We start from the raw sequence: 20,309 nt of genomic DNA, 5'->3' as shown, positions 1-20,309 counted from the left end.
AGCTCTCACAACCGCACTTCCGTCTTCGCATCAAACAAAGACGCCACCGACATATCAAAGGAGAGATGAACCTTGCTTCCCGGCGCATAACGCCGTGTTCCGGCAATGCGTACAGACAGGCTCTGCCCGGCCAGTTTCAGCCACAGCAGATTGTCGGCCCCCATTGGCTCTTCAATATCCACTGTTGCAGTATGGCCTGTCTCACCCGCTGCATCGACCGCGATATGTTCTGGCCGAACGCCCAACACCACCTCGCGGCCCGCATCAAGCTTTGTATCAGCATCATAGCCGGAGAGACTGAAATCCACGCCACCGCTGGAAAACACCACGGCACCGTTCTTCTCCACTAATTGGCCCTTGAAGAAATTCATCGATGGCGAACCGATAAAGCCTGCCACAAAGAGATTTTTGGGCCGATTGTAGATGGTCATCGGATCATCAAGCTGCTGAATGACGCCGCTTTTCATGATGGCAATGCGGTCTGCCAGCGTCAGCGCTTCAATCTGATCATGGGTCACGTAGATCATGGTGTTTTTCAGCTGTTGATGCAGCCGCTTGATTTCCACGCGCAGTTCGGCGCGCAGCTTGGCGTCAAGATTGGACAGCGGCTCGTCGAAAAGAAACACATCCACATCGCGCACCAGTGCCCGGCCAATGGCCACTCGCTGGCGCTGACCGCCGGAAAGCTCAGCGGGTTTGCGTTTCAACAGCGGCCCGATTTGTAATATCTCCGAGGCTCGCGCCACGCGCTTGTCAATCTCTTCTTTCGGCATTTTTGCCACTTGCAGGCCAAAGGAGAGGTTTTTCTCAACCGTCATCTGCGGGTAGAGCGCATAAGACTGAAACACCATGCCGATGCCCCGGTCTTTCGGCTCTTCCCAGGTGACGTTTTTGTCCTTGATGAAGATCTGGCCTTCCGACACATCCAAAAGCCCGGCAATACAATTGAGCAGTGTGGATTTGCCGCAGCCGGACGAGCCGAGCAGCACCAGAAACTCGCCATCGGCAATATCGAGATTGAGGTCTTTCAGCACCGTCACAGCGCCAAAATTCAAGGAAAGGTCGCGGATAGAAACACTGGTATTCATGATTTACCCCTTCACAGCGCCAGCGGCGATACCGCGCACAAACAGGCGCCCAGAGACGAAATAGATAATCAGGGGAACGGCACCCGTTAAAATTGTCGCGGCCATGTTGACGTTATATTCCTTCACGCCCTGGACCGAGTTGACGATATTGTTGAGTTGCACCGTCATCGGGTAATATTCTGGCCGGGTGAACACCACGCCGAACAAGAAGTCGTTCCAGATGCCTGTCACCTGCAAGATCATGGCCACCACAAAAATCGGCAGCGACATGGGCAGCATGATGCGGAAATAGATTTGCCAGAACCCTGCCCCATCCACGCGCGCTGCCTTGAACAATTCTTCCGGCAGCGAGGAGAAATAATTGCGAAACAGCAATGTGAGGATCGGCATGCCGAAGATGGTATGAACAATCACCAGACCAGACAGTGAGCCGTAGATACCCACTTCGCGCAGGATAATCACGATCGGATAGATCATCACCTGATAGGGAATGAAGGCACCGACCACCAGCACCGCGAAAAACAGATTGGCCCCTTTGAACCGCCAGTTGGCCAGCGAATAACCGCTGACGGAGGCAATCAGGATGGAAATCACCATAGACGGAAGAGTGATGCGCACCGAATTCCAAAAGCCGCGCGACAAGCCATCGCAATTGAGGCCGGTGCAGGCCTCGCTCCAAGCCTTCACCCATGGCTCGAAGGTGATTTCCATGGGCGGCGAGAAAATGTTGCCCATGCGAATTTCCGGCATGCCTTTCAGCGAGGTCACCACCATCACATACAATGGCAACAGGTAATAGGCGGCGGCCACAAACAAGATGCCGTAGAGCATAATGTTGCGAGACGAAAATACCCGCTTTGGCTTGGCTCCCTGCGGCCCTTCTCTCAGGCGTTTTTCAGGACTGATATGGTCGGATAATTTGATAACGGAACGATCAGCCACGCTTGCGCCCTCCAAATTCCAGATAGGCCCATGGGATGACAATAATGGCCACAGTGAGCAGCATCATGGTGGAGGCGGCAAAGCCCTGCCCCAGATTTTGCGCTTGGAACATATAGTCATAAACATATTTGGCAGGCACTTCCGAGGCAATGCCGGGACCGCCGCTGGTTTGCGCCACTACCAGATCATAGACCTTGACGATACCGCTGGTGATGATGACCAGCGTGGTGATAAACACCGGGCGCATCATGGGAATGATGATCAGCAGATAGGTTTTCCAGGTTGGAATGCCATCGACGCGGGATGCCTTCCAGATGTCCTCGTCAATGCCGCGCAGACCCGCCAGCATCAGGCACATCACCAGACCTGTTCCCTGCCAGAGACCGGCAATCAGGATGCCGTAGATCACGATGGACTGGTTATAGAGCGGGTCGAAATTGAAATTGGTGAATCCAATGGAGCGGATAACCGATTGAATGCCGAATTCGGGATTGAGAATCCATTGCCACACCAAACCCGTCACAATGAAGGACAGGGCAAAGGGATAGAGAAAAATCGTGCGAAACACATTTTCAAAGCGAATTTTCTGATCCATCAGTGCCGCCAGCACAAAGCCAATGACAAGGCTGAAAATCAGCGACAGCACGCCGTAAATTGCCAGATTTTCAATTGACACGATCCAGCGCGCCGAACTCCACAGGCGATTATACTGATCAAGGCCAACAAAATTCAGCCTCGGCAACAGCTTGGAATTGGTAAAGGAATAAACGACCGTCCACATGCTGCCACCGAAGAAGATCACCACAGCGATCAGAATCATCGGGATTGATGCAATTTTTGCATTCAGATTGCGCAGCCACCGGGTGGGTCGCGTGGTTTGGCCTTTGGCCATCATCAGAGCAACCTCCTCTTCTCACAGCCTAAAAATTGAAAACTCAATATGCGTGGGGCACATCAAAGCGGGCGGAAAACCCGCTTTGAATTTGCTCCGACATCGTCTGTTTTAAAGGACAGTTTCAATCAGCCGCTTTGAGAATTTCCGCAAAGCGCTTCTGTGCGGCCTCAGGCGTCATGGAAGGGTTGGCGAAGAATTGCGAGAACAGGTCTTCTTTCTGCTTTTGCGTATCGGCAGAAAGGAGCTGATCCGGGCTTTGCAGCACATTGCCTTTAGCCAAAATGGCAAGACCCTTCTTCATGCAATCATTGGCCGACGCCAAATCCACATCACCTCGAATGGGGAGAGAACCCTTCTTGAGGTTGAAGGCAACCTGAACCTTCGGGTCAACAATCGTTGCCGCCAAAGCATCCTGCGCCTTGGATTTAGCCTCATCCTTCAGCTTGGGGAAATAGAAAGCATCCCCATTTGCCGTGAGATATTCATTCAGGCCAAGGCCCGGCAGGCATGTGTAATCCTTGCCCGCTACCTTGCCAGCAAGCTGGAATTCGCCCTGCGCCCAGTCACCCATAACCTGACCACCAGCCTTGCCGGTGATGACCATGTTGGTGGCCTGATTCCAGTCCTGCACATTGGTGCCTGCCGCCAGCTTGCGGGCATCATCAACTGCCTTGAAGATCTTGGCGACTTCAGGCCCGGAAATGGTTGCGGCGTCGCGGTCCTTGAAGACCTTCATGTAGAGGTCTTTACCACCGAGAGAAATCATCAGGGTATCAACGAGACCAGTGGCCTGCCATGGCTGGCCACCCACTGCGAGAGGCTGAATGCCTGCCTTTTTCAAGGCGGGGCCAGCGGCCACAAACTCATTCCAGTTTTTCGGCAGCTCCACGCCGGCCTTTTTGAAGGCGTCGTTGGACAGCCACAGCCATTGCCAGGAATGGATATTGACCGGCGCACAATAGATTTTACCATCAATGGTGCAGCTATCCAGAAGGCTTGCGGGCTTGATTACGTCTTTCCAGTGGCCCTTGGTGGCCACATCCGTCAAATCACGCATCAAACCGGCCTCCACCAGCTCCTGCGCCTGACGGCCATGGTTGAATTGCGTGGCCCCCATCGGATCGCCGCCGGTGATACGGCTGATCATGATCGGCCGCGCCGTGCCGCCAGAACCGGCAATGGCACCATCCACCCATTTATTGCCTGTGGCATCAAACGCCTTGGCAAGCTCTGCCACCGCCGCGGCTTCGCCGCCCGATGTCCACCAATGGGTTACTTCAAGATCGGTCGCGTGGGCCATGCCAAACGGCAATGCCACGGTAGCAGCCAAAACAGCCGCGATGCACCGGAAATTCATTAGGTCTCCTCCCCAACTGAAACGTTGCAGTAAAAACCTATGTCAAAGTTTCAGATCACGCAACCATGAAGATAGAAAATATTCATTTTTTATTCACGCCTTTAATTTTGATGGGCGCAAGCCGCCTGCGAAGCCATGATTTTTCACAAAATTTGCATCGCAAAATTGCAAAAAAGCGATATTTTTGAATGATTTGGGCAAAAATGATACGATGCAGCATCGCAAATGCAATATTATTATCACCTCATGCAACACCCTCATTAAGTGTCTCGCCTGCAATTTCTGCACTGGACTTTCCAACTGTAACGTTTCAGATTATCCGTCTTTTCCGTCGATTGAGAGGTGTTGCCGCCCCTTGCACAAGACCGCTCGACACGTGTAAACACGGCTTTCTTCAGGTGGAATTTCGATGGATGATGATCTGAAACAAAGCAAAAAGGCCACAGAATCCAGCGCCCTTGGAAAAGAGCGCCCAACCCTGAAGACCATTGCCTTCATGACAGGCCTAGGCATTACCACCGTATCGCGCGCCTTGAAGGATGCGCCGGACATTGGTGCCGACACCAAAGAGCGCGTGCGAATGGTGGCAAGGCAGCTTGGCTATCAACCTAACCGCGCTGGCGTGCGCCTGCGCACCGGCAAAACCAATGTCATTGCCCTAGTGCTGAGCATTGACGAAGAGATCATGGGCTTTAGCAGCCAGATCATGTTTGGCATTTCCGAGGTCTTATCCAGCACGCCTTACCACATTGTGGTTACGCCCCATTCCCATAGCAAAGACCCCATGCAGGCGGTTCGATATATTCTGGATACAGGCTCGGCCGACGGCATTATCATCTCGCGCACTGAGCCAAATGATGCTCGCGTCAATCTTTTGCTAGAGCGCGGCCTGCCCTTTGCCACCCATGGGCGCACGGCCCATGGGGCAATCCATCCCTATTATGATTTCGACAATGAAAAATTTGCCAGTGAGGCTGTGGGCAAGCTGGCAGCGCGTGGCCGTAAACGCATTGCGCTGTTCGCACCGCCCAGCAAGCTGACATATTTCACGCACACCCGTGATGGCTTTCGCGCCGGCCTTCGCACCCACGGCTTACAAGAGGTTCCAATCGACATTGATATTGATGCGCCGTTGGAAAAAATACGCGCAGCCACCGAAGCGTTGATGCGCTCCAGTGATGCCCCCGATGGCATCATCTGTTCTGCCAGCAGCGCCGCAATTGCCGTCAATGCCGGTATTGAGGCGGCTGGGCAGCACCTTGGCGATAAGGTTGATCTTGTATCCAAGGAATCCATGCCGATTCTCAACTGGATCAGGCCGGAAATCATCACGGCCAGGGAAGATTTTCGCATGGCGGGCCGCGAGCTGGCCAAAACCGTCATCGCCAGTATTGATGGCGTTGAGCCGCACTTGTTGCAGGGCATAAGCAAGCCGGTTTGGGAAGATTGAGCACTTCAATCGAGGACGATGGATAATCCGTCCTTGCCGATCACCAATTCGCCAGACCATGTTGGTGCCAAAGCGGAACGCCAGTGATCTTCCGTAAAATCCGGATCATCCGCGGGGATAAGATGATTGAGCACCAGACATCGCACATCAGCTTGCGTTGCAATGCGGCCTGCATCTGCTGCCAGTGTGTGCGACGCCAGCAGGTGTTCGCGCAGGCGCGCACCATTGCCGGTGCGGCGAATAATGCTATCAACTCCCTCCGGCAGCATGGCTTCATGCACAAGAATATCCGCCCCTGAGGCGAAATCGGCAAGCGGCGGAAAATAGGCCGTATCGGATGAAAACACCACACAGCGCCCCTCGGCCTTTATGCGCAGAGCAAAACAATCTGTCACAGGCGGATGATCAACCCGCAAGGAATCCACCCGCAATCCATCTGCGTCCAAAACAAGCCCCGGACCATACTCAATCAGTTCGACCAAGGCACTCAAATCCGGGCGTCCCTCGTCAGCAACACGGGTTTCAATGTCATACGACATTGAGGCAACAAACCCTTCCCAAAGACGCTTGATGCCGGGAGGACCAAATACGGTCACCTTGTTTGCGAGGCCTGTGGTCCAGGCGGTGTGAATCAGCGGCCCCAACTCCAACACATGGTCTGAATGCAAATGGGTGATGAAAATCAGGTCGAGGTCTTTCAAAGACATGCCCGCTTCCACCAGACCACGGGCAACACCCAAGCCGCAATCCACCACCATTCGGCGTCCGCCCAGGGTTAACAGCATGGATGTTGGGTTGGGTCCACCGGGACGGATGGCGGGACCACCCTTGGTACCAAGAAGCGTAAGAGAATTTGTCATGTCACTACCCATAGAAAAACGGCCCAATCCGGTGAAGGATTGAGCCGCTATATATTTTAAAACACTCAGTAGATCGCAGCACCGCTGCCCCAAGGGCCGTGGTGATATTCCTTGCCGTCCACCCGGTCAAAGCCATGCGCGCCGAAGAAGTCACGCTGTGCCTGAATGAGATTGGCTGTGCCGCGGCCACGGCGGTAGCTGTCGAAATAAGACAGAGCCGAGGACAGCGCCGGAATAGGCAGGCCCGAGAGTGCCGCGTAAGACACCACGCGACGCAAAGCGCCATCGGTTTCCTTGACCATCTGCGAGAATGCAGGGGTGATCAACAGGTTGGCCACATCAGGCTCCTTGGTGAAAGCCGAGGTGATTTCATCGAGGAATTGCGAGCGGATAATGCAGCCTTCGCGCCAGATTTTGGCGATGGTTGGCATTGGCAAGGACCAGCCAAACTCCTTGGAGGCTTCCGCCATCACTGCGAAGCCCTGAGCATAGGCGGCAATTTTGGCAGCCAGCAATGCGCTTTCCAGATCGGCAAGGAAGGCCATGCCATCCTGTGGCTTTTCGCCAAGCGTTGGCAGACCGAAAATGCCTTCCGCAGCCACGCGCTCTTTCTTTTGCGATGACAAAACGCGGCCAGCAACAGCGGCTTCAATGCCGGTTGCAGCAACGCCCATGTTCTGCGCCTCAATGACCGACCATTTGCCGGTACCCTTCTGGCCAGCGGCATCGACAATCATGTCCACCATCGGGTTGCCGGTAATCGGATCCGTTGCCTTCAAAACCTTTTCGGTGATCTCGATCAGGTAAGAGTTCAAACGACCCTTGTTCCACTCGCCAAACACGCCACCGATTTCACTGGCAGACATGCCAAGACCATCACGCAAAATGCCATAAATCTCGGCAATCATCTGCATATCGGCATATTCGATGCCGTTGTGAATGGTCTTGACGAAATGGCCTGCACCATCGGTACCCAGCCATGCCACGCAAGGCTCACCCTTGAATTTGGCAGAGATTGAGGTCAGCACGGGTTCGACGCGCTTCCAGCTTTCTTCCAGACCACCAACCATGATGGAAGGTCCGTGACGTGCGCCTTCTTCGCCACCAGACACGCCCATGCCGATAAAAGTCAGGCCGGAATCCTTCAAGGCATCGAAGCGGCGGATGGTATCGCGGAAATTGGCGTTGCCAGCATCAATCATGATGTCATTGGCCTCAAGATGAGGCTTGAGCAATTCCATCTGCTGGTCCACGGCGTCACCAGCCTTGATCATGATGATGATCGGGCGCGGTGGGCGAATGGCGGCAACGAATTCTTCAATTGTGTCGCAACCAATGATGTTGCTGGCCAGATCACCCGCTTCTGCCAAAAACTCATGGGTGCGGGCGGGCGTGCGGTTAAACACCGCAATGCGATTGCCCTTCTCGGCAATATTCAGCGCGAGGTTTGACCCCATCACGCCAAGGCCGATCAATCCGATTTCCGCCTGTTGCATGTGAATGCTCCAATTCATCTACCAAAAATCAAGGAGGCTGTTTTGGCACTCCTTTGGTCATCCGGCAAGGCGAAAGGCGACGTCAGGTGTCAGGTTTGTCGTCATCTTGTGCAATCACCCGCCAGGCCGCACCATCCATATCGTCATATTGCCCGGATTTGAGCGACCAGAGAAAAGCCGCCAAGCCGATACCGCCCATAAACAGCGCGATAGGGATGAGATAGATCAGCATATTCATACGACAAGGTCACTTTTTCGAGAGGATGCGGCCGCGCCACTCAGCCGGTTCAACCTCAGCGCATTGACCACCACCAGCATGGACGAGGTGGACATGGCAACCGCTGCGATTAGCGGTGAAGCATAGCCCAAAAGCGCAATCGGCACCGCCAAAACATTATATCCGATGGCTAAAAAGAAGTTTTCGCGGATCAACTGCCCTGCCCGGCGCGACACATCAATGGCAAAGGACACGGCATCCAGGCTATCGTGCAAGAACACGAAATCGGCAGCCTGACGGCCGACATCCGAGGCCGTGGCGGGTGCCATGGATACGTAAGCCGCCGTCAACGCTGGTGCATCATTGATGCCATCGCCCACCATCAGCAAATGCTGCCCGTTGGCGTCAGCGACTTTGCAAAATTCCGCCTTTTCCGAAGGTTTAAGTCCGGCATGATGCTCAACAATACCGAGCTTTGCGGCCAAAGCCGAGACAACCGAATCACGATCGCCCGACAAGATGGCCAAGCGAAATCCTTCTGCTTTAAGCTCTGCAACGGTTTGCTCAACGCCCGGGCGCACACTGTCTTCAAACAGGAAGCTGGCGAGTTCACAGCCATTGACCGACAGGACAACCTCTGACGCCTGCGTGTCTGCTCCATCATCCCCGTCCTGTCCCACCGCAAAAATACGATTGCCAAGACGATAACGCCCTTCCGCCGCATCACCTTCAACACCACGGCCCGGAAACTCCTGCACAGAGTCAAAATGTCGAGGCATGACCTGAACGGTTCGGCACAGAGCGCGTGACAAAGGATGGTGCGAATGCGTCGCAAGCCCGCTGGCGATGGTTAAAATCTCGGCGCTTGCACCACCATCGCTCACCAAACGGGGCTGACCAATGGTGAGCGTTCCAGTTTTGTCAAAGGCCACGGCATCAGCCTTTGCGAGCCGCTCCATGGCGGCACCGTCCTTGACCATAATGCCCTTTTGAAACAGCCTGCCAGCCGCAACCACCTGCACCACCGGCACCGCCAGGCCAATGGCGCATGGGCAGGTGATGATCAGCACGGCAATAGCCACCATCAACGCATGTTTCCAATCGCCATCGTAAAACCCCCAGACCACAAAGGAGGCCAGCGCCAAAAGATGCACAACCGGCGCGTAAAGCTGGGCGGCTCGGTCAGAAATGCGGCGATAATGCGCCTTGCCGCCCTCTGCGGCTTCCATCATGCGGATGACTTCTGCGAGGAATGAATCGCGGGCCTGCGCGGTGCTTTCAATGGTCAGCGAGCCGGTCAGGTTCAATGTTCCCGCCTGCACAGCGTCGCCCACGCCAATTGGCTGCGGCACGCTCTCGCCATTGACAATGGAGCGATCCAGATCGCTGCGGCCCACCAGCACCACACCATCCACCGGAATGCGCTCGCCCGCCGCAATGGCAATGTGATCGCCGATGCGAATATCATCCACCAGACGATAATCGCGACTGCCATCGGCTCCCACCACGGTTGCGCCGCGCGGATTAAGCCGTGCCAAGCCACTGATGGCCGAGCGCGCCCGATTGCGCATCATATGATCCAGGGTGCGGCCAATCAGCAGAAAGAACAACAAGGATGCCGTGGCATCGAAATAAGCATGTTCGCCGTGATGAAGGGTCTCCCACAGCGACGAAAAATAGGAAAGGCTGACGCCAATGGCGATCGGCACATCCATATTGCTGCGGCCATGCTTGAGGGCATTCCACGCCGATACATAAAAGAAACGCCCGGCATAGATCAAAGCGGGTGCGGCAATCAGCGCCGAAATCCAGTGAAACAAATCGCGGGTTGCATCATCGGCACCGGACCACACAGAGATGGACAAAAGCATGATATTGACGGCGGCAAAGCCAGAAACAGCAACGGCACGGATCAATTGCTTCAATTGCTGGTCGGCCGCCTCTTCCTGTGCGCTGAAAAGATGGCAGGCATAGCCTTGGGCAGCAACCGCGCGGGCGAGATCTGCGGGGTCAAAGCCCTGTTCATCCGCACCATGCCACACTACGCTGACACGGCGGGTGGAGAGATTAACCCGCGCCTTTTCAACAGCCGGCAGCTTTTTCAATGCGGTCTCAATGGTGGTGATGCAGGCACCACAATAGACGCCGGGGACACTGAAATCGACCTGAAACACGCCATCGCCCAACTGGCGACGCGCCAGCTTTATCTCATCGCTCGAAGGCAAAAGTGCCGCCGACTGCGCAAGATCCAGTGTTGCCTCTGTTCCGGCTGCACAGCAGCTCATTGCTGCCCCCTGATCACCGCAATGCGGTTTGCTTCATGCATCACCAGTTTGCCATCACGTTTGGCAATAGTTTCGACAATCCAGTGACCATCAGCAACGGGATGCGTGCCGGTGAAATGGCCGGGCGCGGTTGGCAAAAGGGTCAGGGAAAAATCCTGATGCTCGCCCACCGGGCGCCTGAAATTCGCCACCACGTCATCGGCCACCACCGGCCCCTGATCAGGAATCGAAAGATCATAGGTAATCTGGCCTTGATCAATCGTGATGACGCCCTTGATTCCCGTGGCCAGCAACGTGCCAATTTCAGCTGTTTTACGATTGAACTGCTGGCTGGCCACATAGGTATTTCCAACCACCATACCACTCCAGCTATGGCTGGCATAATAGGCCATGGTCAGATTAACCGTGATGATGACGCCAAAGAACGTGCAGATCGTTGCCAGCATGTGCCAACCGGTAAAGACAAATTGCTTTTTCACTCTTGCTGTCATCACTTGCCTCCCGGTGCGTTGAATGTGGCTTTGTTCACGGCGTTCTCGCCTGACGATGGATCGCTGACCACGAATTGGAAGGTTTCGGATTGGTCCGTGATCTGTCCCTTCGGCATTGTCACATAGACTTTCAATGTGGTTGCCTCATCTGGTTCCACGGACACCGTGATCGAGCGGGTTGGCGTCTCCTGCATGCCATTCACCTTCATGGTCGCCTCCGGCAAACCATCCAGCGTCACCGTCAAATCGCGCGGCTCCGGGATCATATTGAGCAGGCGCACGGTATAGCCATTGCGGATCGCACCGTTGGATTCGAGAACATATTGCGGATTGCGGTCGTGCAAGACGTTAAGATCCAGCCGCTCGCGTGTTAAAAGTGCCACGAGAAGGCTGATGCCAACAGCAGACCAGACCCCGATGTAAAGCAGCGTGCGTGCGCGAAAAATAACCCGCCAGTTAAAGTGGCGAATCGTATCGACAAATGTGCCATCGGCATTGCGCACCTTGGCCGGATCAATGGCCGTTGCACCATTGCTGGTGGCCAGCGCCATATTGCCGTTATATTCCGCAAGCGTTGAATAGGCGATCAAACCGCGCGGCTTGCCGGTCTTATCCATTACGCCATCACAAGCGTCGATGCACAGAGCGCAGGTAATACATTCCAGCTGTTGACCATCGCGGATGTCGATGCCCATGGGACAGACCACAACACAGGCATTGCAATCCACGCAATCGCCCACCGGCTGGCCAGCGGCTGCCACTTTTTTGGCATGGCGTGAGCGCGGCTCACCGCGCCAGTCATTGTAGGTCACCACCAGTGAATTTTCGTCCAGCATCGCACCCTGAATGCGTGGCCATGGACACATGTAAATACAGACCTGCTCGCGCATCAGCCCACCAAAAACATAGGTGGTGGCTGTCAAAATCGCCACCGTCATATAGGCAATCGGTGCTGCCTCGCCGGTGACCAAATCTTTGAGCAAATCGCGCGCATCGGCAAAGTAGAAAATCCAGGCACCGCCCGTCAGCACACCAATGCCAATCCACACAAGGTGCTTGCTCACCCGACGCCATAGCTTGTTGAAACTCCACGGCGCATTATCCAGCTTAATGCGGGCGTTGCGATCTCCTTCAATGGCGCGCTCCACCACCAAAAACAGATCAACCCACACCGTTTGCGGACAGGTATAGCCACACCACGCCCGCCCGACGGCAGAGGTGATCAAAAACAGCCCAAACCCCGCCATCACCAGCAAGCCCGCCACAAAGAAGAATTCCTGTGGCCAGATTTCGATGAAGAAGAAGTAGAAACGACGATGGGCCAGATCAATAAGCACTGCCTGATCCGGTGCATAGGCACCCCGATCCCAGCGCAGCCACGGCGTGAGATAATAAATACCAAGCGTGATGGCCATGATCAGCCATTTAAACCGGCGAAACTGGCCAGATGCCCGCTTGGGAAAGATTTTCTTGCGCGCAGCGTAGAGTGGTTCGCGTTTTTTCGCCGAGTTAACGGCTTCAGCGTTAAACTGTTCAACACCCCCCGATATTTGTTCCGCCGGTGTTTGTTCAGCCAAATCAGGTTTCATAAGACTACCCCCTGTTGCAGGAGTCATTCCATGATCCAGGCCTATGAGCCTTGACTTAAGTCAAGCTGCGTCGATCCGCCTCAATTGGCGACATCCAAAGCCATCCATAAAGACGGCTGAAAATTATCTTGGTGATTGCCCTTGACCTTCCCCCCGTGGGAAGCCCTATTTATGGCAGGCACTCCTCCAATAAGGACCACGCCGATGACTGCCAATGCATCCACCGAAACCACCATTGCCATTGAGGGCATGAGCTGCGCATCCTGCGTCAGGCGCGTGGAAAAAGCGATTGCCAGCGTGCCGGGGGTTGAAAGTGCATCCGTTAATTTCGCAACGGAGAAGGCAAGTGTGCGCTTTGTCGACAAGCCGGAACTTGCAAATGTTCTGAGCGCCATAACCAAAGCCGGCTACACACCACGGATCGAGACCAGCGAATTCGATATCGAAGGCATGACCTGCGCCTCTTGTGTTCGACGGGTGGAAAAAGCGCTCACGGATGTTGCTGGTGTCACATCGGCGTCAGTGAACTTAGCCACCGAGCGGGCAACGGTCACCAGAACCACAGACACCGACATAGCAACATTGGAAGCCGCGATTACCAAGGCGGGCTACACTGTGCGTCACCCGGCTGTGCGCGAGATGAGTGATGCGCCGCCAGAAGATCATCGGGACGCTGAAACGAAAAAGCTGACCCGGCTCACGATTCTCTCGGTTGTTCTCACGCTGCCGGTGTTTGTGATTGAAATGGGCTCTCACATGGTGCCCGGCATGCATATGTGGGTGATGCAAACCATTGGCATGGACCATAGCTGGCAATTGCAATTTTTGCTAACCTCACTGGTGTTGTTTGGCCCGGGCCTTGGCTTCTTCCAAAAAGGCCTGCCCAATCTTGCACGCCTCGCACCAGATATGAATTCGCTGGTTGTTATGGGTGCCTCTGCCGCCTGGATCTATTCCGTGGTTGCCACCTTTGCCCCAAGCCTGATGCCTGCCAATGCGGTGCATGTCTATTATGAAGCGGCCGCCGTGATTGTCACCCTTGTACTGCTGGGCCGCACGCTGGAAAGCCGCGCCAAGGGTAAAACCAGCCAGGCCATTAAGCGCTTGATCGGCCTGTCGCCAAAAACCGCGCGGGTGATCCGCGATGGTCATGTGACAGAGATCGAGATCAGCGCGGTAAAGGTCGGTGATGTGATTGATATTCGTCCCGGCGAGAAAATTCCGGTGGATGGCACGCTCATTGAGGGACAGTCTTACGTTGACGAATCGATGATCACCGGTGAACCGGTGCCGGTGGAGAAAGCAAAAGGCGGCAAAATCACAGGCGGCACCATCAATAAAAGCGGGGCCTTCCGCTTCGAAGCAGAAAAAGTCGGTGCCGATACCATGTTGGCGCAGATCATCCGCATGGTCGAGACTGCGCAAGGCTCTAAACTGCCCATTCAGGGCATGGTGGATGAGATAACGGCTTGGTTTGTGCCTGCCGTTATCGCTGCCGCCGTGGTGACATTCACTCTGTGGATTCTGCTCGGTCCATCGCCTGCGCTCAGCTATGCGCTCGTCAATGCGGTTGCGGTGCTGATCATCGCCTGCCCCTGCGCCATGGGGCTTGCAACGCCAACCTCTATCATGGTGGGCACCGGCCGCGCCGCCGAACTGGGCGTGTTGTTTCGCAAAGGCGAGGCTTTGCAGGCCCTCAAAGACGTGAAAATCGTCGCCTTTGACAAAACCGGCACGCTCACAAAAGGCAGGCCCGAACTCACCGACCTGATCGTCGCAGATGGTTTTTCGCGTCGTGATATTCTGGCATTCGCAAGCAGTCTGGAAGCTCGTTCGGAACACCCCATTGCTGCCGCCATTGTGGCAGCGGCCAAAAGCGAAGGCGCGGTCAGTGTTGACGTCACCGACTTCAAGGCAGAGCCAGGCTTTGGCGTCAGCGGCACCGTCTCCGGCCAGACCATCATCATCGGGGCAGACCGTGCTTTGGCGCGGAGCGGCATCTCTGTGAGCGCCTTTGATGAGGATGCCAAACGGCTGGCGCTTGCCGCCAAAACGCCGCTTTACATAGCGGTCGATGGTAAGCTTGCGGCCTTGATCGCAGTTGCTGATCCGATCAAAGACAGCACACCAGAGGCCATCAAGGTGCTGCACGATCTGGGGCTGAAAGTGGCAATGATCACCGGCGACAATCAGAAAACGGCAGAAGCCATTGCCAGCCAGCTTGGCATTGATACCGTGGTGGCCGAAGTGTTGCCCGATGGCAAGGTGGCAGCCATTGACGATTTACGCAAGACATTCGGCAAACTGGCCTTCACGGGTGATGGTATCAACGACGCCCCGGCCCTGTCCGCCGCAGACATCGGCCTTGCCGTCGGCACCGGTTCGGATATCGCCATTGAAAGCGCCGATGTGGTTCTGATGTCCGGCGATCTGAATGGCGTTGCCCGCGCCATTGGCATCAGCCATGCCGTGATCCGCAATATCGGCCAAAACCTGTTTTGGGCCTTTGGCTATAATGTCTTGCTGATCCCCATTGCCGCAGGAGCACTTTACCCTGTCAATGGCACGCTGCTGTCACCGATGTTTGCCGCAGTTGCCATGGGCCTTTCCAGTGTGTTTGTGCTCTCCAACGCCTTGCGCTTGCGCTCTTTCAAGCTCTGATAAAAAAAGACCCCGCTCGGCAGAACCGAAGCGGGGCAACTGGAGATTTCTGAAATCGTTCTAGCAAAGCCATGGGGCGTCAATTGGGCGCTTCCGTGGTGCTATTATGGCGCATTTCCAGTCGTTTTTTACGGGTAATTCACCACCCTCGCTTATGCTTCATTAAGAGAGCAGATTTATTTTAGGCCCACAAAAAACAGAACACCCTTTTATAAAGGGAGGAGGATTTATGTCCAAGCCAGCCTTTCGCTTTACCCATTATGATCTGAAAGAACTGCGCGGCGGCACAGTTTTGGAAATCTCACTATCCGTGATCAATAATGTGCGCTTGATGACTGCGCCCAATTTTCAGCGTTTCAAAGAAGGTCTGGATTACAAATATGCGGGCGGTGTGGCCAAAAAGGCCCCGGTAAAAGTTGCCGTGCCTGAAACCGCCCATTGGCATCTGATTGTTGATATGGAAGGGCATAACGGCCTCGCCGAATCCTCGGTCAAAATGGTCAATCCGCCAGCAAAAGCGCGGAAAACAGTCTGATTATACCGCCTCAAGCGGCTGGTGCGGTGCGTCGGGCAGCACGACATTGATCTTGTCGCCGGGGCGCACGCGCCCACCTTTCAGCACAATGGCCATAACACCTGCTTTGCGGATCAAACGCCCGTCGGCATCATAATCCAGCACGGCCTGCATCAATCCCTTTTGGAAATCATTGATCTGCTTGCAAGGATTGCGAAGGCCAGTCACCTCGATAATCGCGCTCTCGCCGAGATGCAGCCTCGCTCCGCGCGGAAGTGCGAGCAAATCAAGCCCGCGTGTCAAAATATTCTCGCCCATGTCGGCAGGCGCAACGTGAAAGCCTTTCTCGGCCAATTCATCCAACAATTCTGCGTGGATGAGATGCACCTGGCGCAGATTTGGCTGGGTGGGATCTTTGGCCACCCGCGAGCGATGCTGAACCGTGACGCCCAAATGCGCATCACCTTCAACACCGAGCCCTTCCAGCAGAGTAATATCCGGCTGACATTCCTTGCTAAAAGCGTGACCCGACGACAGGCTGACGGATTGAACATTGCTCACTCGAAATTCCCCCATATATATCAGCCGCGCTCACGTCTGAGCTTCGACCACCATTCCAAACGTTTACGAATATCGCGTTCAAACCCGCGCTCTGGCGGATCGTAAAATGTCTTGCGGCCCATTTTTTCCGGGAAATAATCCTGCCCTGAAAAAGCATCCGGCTCATCGTGATCATAACGATAGCCATCGCCATAGCCCTCGCCCTTCATCAACTTGGTCGGGGCATTGAGAATATGCTTGGGCGGCAGCAGCGAGCCATGTTCTTTGGCGGCCCGCATCGCCGATTTATAGGCGGTATAAACGGCATTGGATTTGGGGGCTGTTGCCAGATAAACGCAGGCCTGTGCCAGTGCCAGTTCTCCCTCTGGCGAACCAAGGTAATCATAGGCATCCTTGGCGGCATTGCAGATCACCAGCGCTTGCGGATCGGCAAGGCCAATATCTTCAACTGCCATGCGCACCAGCCTGCGTCCCAGATAGAGCGGATCTTCACCGGCATCAAACATGCGGCAGAGATAGTAGAGCGCTGCATCAGGATCAGATCCGCGCACCGATTTATGCAAGGCCGAAATCAGATTATAATGGCCGTCCTGCCCCTTGTCGTAAACCGGTGCGCGGCGCTGCACAATGCGGCTAAGGCCTTCGGTGTCAAACACCTCACCGGTGCGGGCAGCACGCCAAACCTCTTCGGCAAGGGTGAGGGCTGCACGGCCATCTCCATCGGCCATGCGGATCAGGCTTTCGCGGGCAGCGTCATCGAGCGGTAGCGGCTTTGCTTCCACCTCTTCAGCCCGCTCCAGCAAAGTTTTGATACTGGCTTCATCGTGAGGCTTAAAGGTCAGCACCCGCGCCCGCGATAGCAAAGCGGCATTGAGCTCAAACGACGGGTTTTCGGTGGTGGCTCCCACCAAAATCACGGTTCCGTCTTCCATGACAGGCAGAAAGCTATCTTGCTGTCCGCGATTAAACCGATGGATCTCATCGACAAACAGCAGGGTTTGCCGCCCGGACATACGCCGCGCGCGCGCACCTTCAAACACGCGTTTCAAATCGGCAACGCCCGAAAAAATTGCTGAAATCTGCTCAAACGCAAGATCAGCCTCGCCAGACAATAGCCGTGCAACCGTGGTTTTTCCCGTGCCCGGCGGCCCCCAGAAAATCATCGAGCCAAGCGAGCCCGATGCAATCATCCGGGCCAGAACACCGTCTGCCCCGGTCAAATGGTCTTGCCCCGTCACCTCGGCCAGCGTTTTCGGTCGCAACCGATCCGCCAGCGGCCGTTTGGCCGCCATATCCTCATCCAGCTTGGGGGCAAACAAATCACTCATCGAAACATCTGCCGGATATGTTGGCCATTGCGATCAATTTCCACCCGCCAGAAGGCCGGGTTGCTCTTGGCAATCTCTGTCATTTGCTCGGTGGAATTAACCTGCGTGCCATTGATGGCAACAACAATATCATGCGGCTGAAAACCAAGACGCTCAGCCACAGAGCCATCAGCCACAGTGGTGATTACCACGCCGGTCGCATCGGTCGGCATACCAAGATCATAGGCCAGACGCGGAGACAGATTGCCCACTGTTGCACCATCAAACGGGATGTTGCCGCTCAAAAGCCGCTCATCACGCGGGCGAGTTTCGGGCGCACTGCCAAGGGTGAGGTTAATCTCTTTCTGCTTGCCATTTTCAATCACAGTCAGCGTCACTGCCTTGCCCAGACCTGCCGTGGTCAGGCGATAGTTCAGCGCATCGGGATGCTCGACAACAAGACCATTCACAGCCGTGATCACCTGCCCGGGCTTGATACCGGCCTTATCCGCAGGACCGCCCTCGATTGTCTTGACCACCAGCGCACCCAGCACGTTTTTCAGGCCCAGCGCATCAGCAACATCCGAAGTCACAGGCTCAAACGTGGCCCCCACATAGGGACGCTCAAACGTCTTATCGCCCTTATCGGCTGCCGCCAGAAACACTTTGACCAGATTGGCCGGAATGGCAAAACCAATGCCGTTCGAGCCACCGCCGCGTGAGAAAATGGCGGTGTTGATGCCAATCAGCTCACCATTCATGTTCATCAGCGCACCACCGGAATTGCCGGGGTTGATGGATGCGTCTGTTTGAATGAAAAAGCCAAAGTCACCATCGGTGACCTGATTGCGGGCAAGACCGGAAACAATACCGCTGGTAACGGTTTGGCCGACACCAAAGGGATTGCCGATGGCCAACACCAGATCGCCCACCTCAATCTTGTTTGAGTCGGCAATTTTCAGCGTGGGCAGCTGTTCTTTGGCGTCGATTTTCAAAACGGCCAAATCCAGCGCCTTGTCTTTCAACACCACTTTCACCGGATATTCCCGCCCATCAGACAGCGATACCTTGATGTCATCGGCACCTTCAATCACGTGATTGTTGGTGACAACAGTGCCGTTGGCCTCAACAATCACACCTGAACCAAGTGAGGTTTGCTTTTCTGTGCGATTGGGAAAGCGCTGACCAAAAAACTGCTGAAAAAAGGGATCCCCAGCGAAGGGATTGGTGCGACGCTGCACAATGCGCTCTGCATAAACGTTGACCACCGCACCGTGAGTCTGTTTGACCAGCGGCGCAAAGGACATCTGCATTTCCTGCCGGTTTTCCGGCACGGTTTTGGTTTCCTGCGCCACGACCAGCGGCGCTGTCAGCACAATCACAGCCATCACAGCCGGGATAAAAGGTTTCAGGCCACGCATACTTGCATCCTCTTCATTCTTGCGAACAGTTCTATGGGAGGTTTCGCATCAGCAAAATAGGTCGATGGGTGAAAATTGTGGCAAATAACCATGATTTCAAGTCATAAGATGCGTGATCACATTAAGACTGTGTAATGTCGATGAAATTGCCATGAAACGGGAACAATTGGGGTGCCTTTTCGTTGAGAAGGGATTTCAAATGGGAAAACGGTGACGGCAATGAAGACCTATCTTTTTTTAGCATCTGCAGCACTGATTCTCGGCCTTGGCATGTTTCTTCCTCAATCCAGCCACGCGGCCAGCTTTGATTGTAGCAAAACAGACCTGAAGGCCGATGAAAAAGCCATTTGCGACAATCGACCTTTAAATGATCTTGACGTGAAAATGGTCACCACCTTTGATCTCGTTTCCGGCCTGTTGCCCATGGGCAACCGGGGCGAATTGCAAGATCAGCAAACAGCATGGCTCAAAACCCGCCAGGCCTGCAATGCCGATGTGGCCTGCATTGAGCAAGCCTATGATGCACGGCTGAAAAAACTGATGAGCGTGTACAGCAATATCCAGCGCCCACTATAGTCCCAGCTCCTACTATAGTCTTTGCCGCAAACGGCAAGAAACGGGTGGTTTGCGCGCAATTCATCATGAAATGTCTGGCTGCATTCAAACATGGAGCCTGACAATGCCATCAATCATATTTTCCCCCATGCCATCCGATCTTGCCAGCGCCTATCGCGCTGGAGCGCCCGATGCCTATGGCCTAGCGCCGGAACATCGCCACAGCCCCGGCGGCTATCAATGCCGCCATTGCCTTGGGCCAATTGTGGAAGGCGCGCCTTATCTGACGCTGGCCTACAGACCCTTTCCTGCCCTTCAGCCCTATGCCGAGACAGGGCCAATTTTCATCCATGCGGAAGAATGTTCGGGCTATGCTCACGGCGACGCATTGCCGCCCATGCTCGATAGCCCGGACTATATTGTGCGTGGCTATGGGCATGATGATCGCATTGTTTATGGCACAGGTGCTGTGACCAGCACGGATAACATCATTACCCGCGCACAAGAGCTTCTCGAACGTTCAGAAATCGCCTATGTGCATGTAAGATCTGCGCGCAACAACTGCTTTCAATGCAGGATTGATCGTGCACCGGCAGAGGCCACATCTGCCGGACAATAAA

18 protein-coding genes are annotated in these 20,309 nt (G+C 54.8%); 5 read left to right on the top strand and 13 right to left on the bottom strand.

Annotated features, from left to right (window positions below):
- Window positions 1–5: 5 nt before the first annotated feature.
- The 4 genes from BJF95_RS17870 to BJF95_RS17855 form a co-directional block, all read right to left on the bottom strand.
- Window positions 6–1,088: an ABC transporter ATP-binding protein gene (locus BJF95_RS17870; protein ID WP_075640779.1), complete on the bottom strand. Its 1,083-nt coding sequence runs from the start codon at window positions 1,086–1,088 to the stop codon at window positions 6–8.
- A 3-nt stretch (window positions 1,089–1,091) separates the two neighbouring features.
- Entirely contained in the window at window positions 1,092–2,012 is a 921-nt protein-coding gene (locus tag BJF95_RS17865) for a carbohydrate ABC transporter permease (protein ID WP_175577293.1), read from the bottom strand.
- 10 nt (window positions 2,013–2,022) lie between these two features.
- Window positions 2,023–2,925: a carbohydrate ABC transporter permease gene (locus BJF95_RS17860; protein ID WP_075640777.1), complete on the bottom strand. Its 903-nt coding sequence runs from the start codon at window positions 2,923–2,925 to the stop codon at window positions 2,023–2,025.
- 121 nt (window positions 2,926–3,046) lie between these two features.
- Window positions 3,047–4,282: an ABC transporter substrate-binding protein gene (locus BJF95_RS17855; RefSeq protein WP_075640776.1), complete on the bottom strand. Its 1,236-nt coding sequence runs from the start codon at window positions 4,280–4,282 to the stop codon at window positions 3,047–3,049.
- Window positions 4,283–4,691: 409 nt separating this feature from the next.
- Between BJF95_RS17855 and BJF95_RS17850 the strand changes: the two genes are divergently transcribed.
- Window positions 4,692–5,732 (top strand): LacI family transcriptional regulator, encoded by a 1,041-nt coding sequence (locus BJF95_RS17850; protein ID WP_075640775.1) that lies wholly within the window; start codon window positions 4,692–4,694, stop codon window positions 5,730–5,732.
- A 5-nt stretch (window positions 5,733–5,737) separates the two neighbouring features.
- Here the strand turns inward: BJF95_RS17850 and BJF95_RS17845 are convergent, their stop codons facing one another.
- From BJF95_RS17845 to ccoG, 6 genes are all read right to left on the bottom strand, one after another.
- Window positions 5,738–6,592 (bottom strand): MBL fold metallo-hydrolase, encoded by an 855-nt coding sequence (locus BJF95_RS17845; protein ID WP_075640774.1) that lies wholly within the window; start codon window positions 6,590–6,592, stop codon window positions 5,738–5,740.
- Window positions 6,593–6,657: 65 nt separating this feature from the next.
- Window positions 6,658–8,088, bottom strand: coding sequence for an NADP-dependent phosphogluconate dehydrogenase (gene gndA / locus BJF95_RS17840; RefSeq protein ID WP_075640773.1), 1,431 nt, complete (start codon window positions 8,086–8,088; stop codon window positions 6,658–6,660).
- Between the two features lie 82 nt (window positions 8,089–8,170).
- Window positions 8,171–8,326 carry a cbb3-type cytochrome oxidase assembly protein CcoS gene (gene ccoS / locus BJF95_RS17835; RefSeq protein WP_075640772.1) on the bottom strand — a complete coding sequence of 52 codons (156 nt, stop codon included), beginning with the start codon at window positions 8,324–8,326 and terminating at the stop codon, window positions 8,171–8,173.
- Complete coding sequence (locus BJF95_RS17830) at window positions 8,323–10,590, bottom strand: cation-translocating P-type ATPase (RefSeq protein WP_075640771.1); 2,268 nt, start codon at window positions 10,588–10,590, stop codon at window positions 8,323–8,325. Before BJF95_RS17830 ends, ccoS begins: the two co-directional genes overlap by 4 nt.
- Window positions 10,587–11,081 carry a FixH family protein gene (locus tag BJF95_RS17825; RefSeq protein WP_075640770.1) on the bottom strand — a complete coding sequence of 165 codons (495 nt, stop codon included), beginning with the start codon at window positions 11,079–11,081 and terminating at the stop codon, window positions 10,587–10,589. Before BJF95_RS17825 ends, BJF95_RS17830 begins: the two co-directional genes overlap by 4 nt.
- Window positions 11,081–12,670: a cytochrome c oxidase accessory protein CcoG gene (gene ccoG, locus BJF95_RS17820; RefSeq protein ID WP_075640769.1), complete on the bottom strand. Its 1,590-nt coding sequence runs from the start codon at window positions 12,668–12,670 to the stop codon at window positions 11,081–11,083. Before ccoG ends, BJF95_RS17825 begins: the two co-directional genes overlap by 1 nt.
- Window positions 12,671–12,874: 204 nt before the next feature.
- On the opposite strand from ccoG, the gene BJF95_RS17815 reads away from it, so the two are divergent.
- Window positions 12,875–15,331, top strand: coding sequence for a heavy metal translocating P-type ATPase (locus BJF95_RS17815; RefSeq protein WP_075640768.1), 2,457 nt, complete (start codon window positions 12,875–12,877; stop codon window positions 15,329–15,331).
- Window positions 15,332–15,560: 229 nt separating this feature from the next.
- On the top strand, window positions 15,561–15,866 hold the full coding sequence (locus tag BJF95_RS17810; protein ID WP_075640767.1) for a DUF1883 domain-containing protein: 306 nt from the start codon (window positions 15,561–15,563) through the stop codon (window positions 15,864–15,866).
- On the opposite strand, the gene BJF95_RS17805 is transcribed toward BJF95_RS17810, so the two are convergent.
- From BJF95_RS17805 to BJF95_RS17795, 3 genes are read right to left on the bottom strand one after another with little or no spacing between them, the layout of a single operon-like run.
- Complete coding sequence (locus BJF95_RS17805; RefSeq protein WP_075640766.1) at window positions 15,867–16,421, bottom strand: MOSC domain-containing protein; 555 nt, start codon at window positions 16,419–16,421, stop codon at window positions 15,867–15,869.
- Between the two features lie 5 nt (window positions 16,422–16,426).
- On the bottom strand, window positions 16,427–17,734 hold the full coding sequence (locus tag BJF95_RS17800) for a replication-associated recombination protein A (RefSeq protein ID WP_075640765.1): 1,308 nt from the start codon (window positions 17,732–17,734) through the stop codon (window positions 16,427–16,429).
- Entirely contained in the window at window positions 17,731–19,134 is a 1,404-nt protein-coding gene (locus BJF95_RS17795) for a DegQ family serine endoprotease (protein WP_075640764.1), read from the bottom strand. Before BJF95_RS17795 ends, BJF95_RS17800 begins: the two co-directional genes overlap by 4 nt.
- Window positions 19,135–19,404: 270 nt before the next feature.
- Between BJF95_RS17795 and BJF95_RS17790 the strand changes: the two genes are divergently transcribed.
- Complete coding sequence (locus BJF95_RS17790) at window positions 19,405–19,710, top strand: lysozyme inhibitor LprI family protein (protein ID WP_245297381.1); 306 nt, start codon at window positions 19,405–19,407, stop codon at window positions 19,708–19,710.
- 103 nt (window positions 19,711–19,813) lie between these two features.
- Window positions 19,814–20,308, top strand: coding sequence for a DUF1203 domain-containing protein (locus BJF95_RS17785; RefSeq protein ID WP_075641125.1), 495 nt, complete (start codon window positions 19,814–19,816; stop codon window positions 20,306–20,308).
- Window position 20,309 lies beyond the last annotated feature (1 nt).

It is taken from the genome of Rhizobium oryziradicis, from assembly GCF_001939045.1.
GTDB lineage: Bacteria > Pseudomonadota > Alphaproteobacteria > Rhizobiales > Rhizobiaceae > Allorhizobium > Allorhizobium oryziradicis.
The sequence above is the reverse complement of the archived record's forward strand: the minus strand, read 5'-3'. Positions and strand labels throughout refer to the sequence as shown.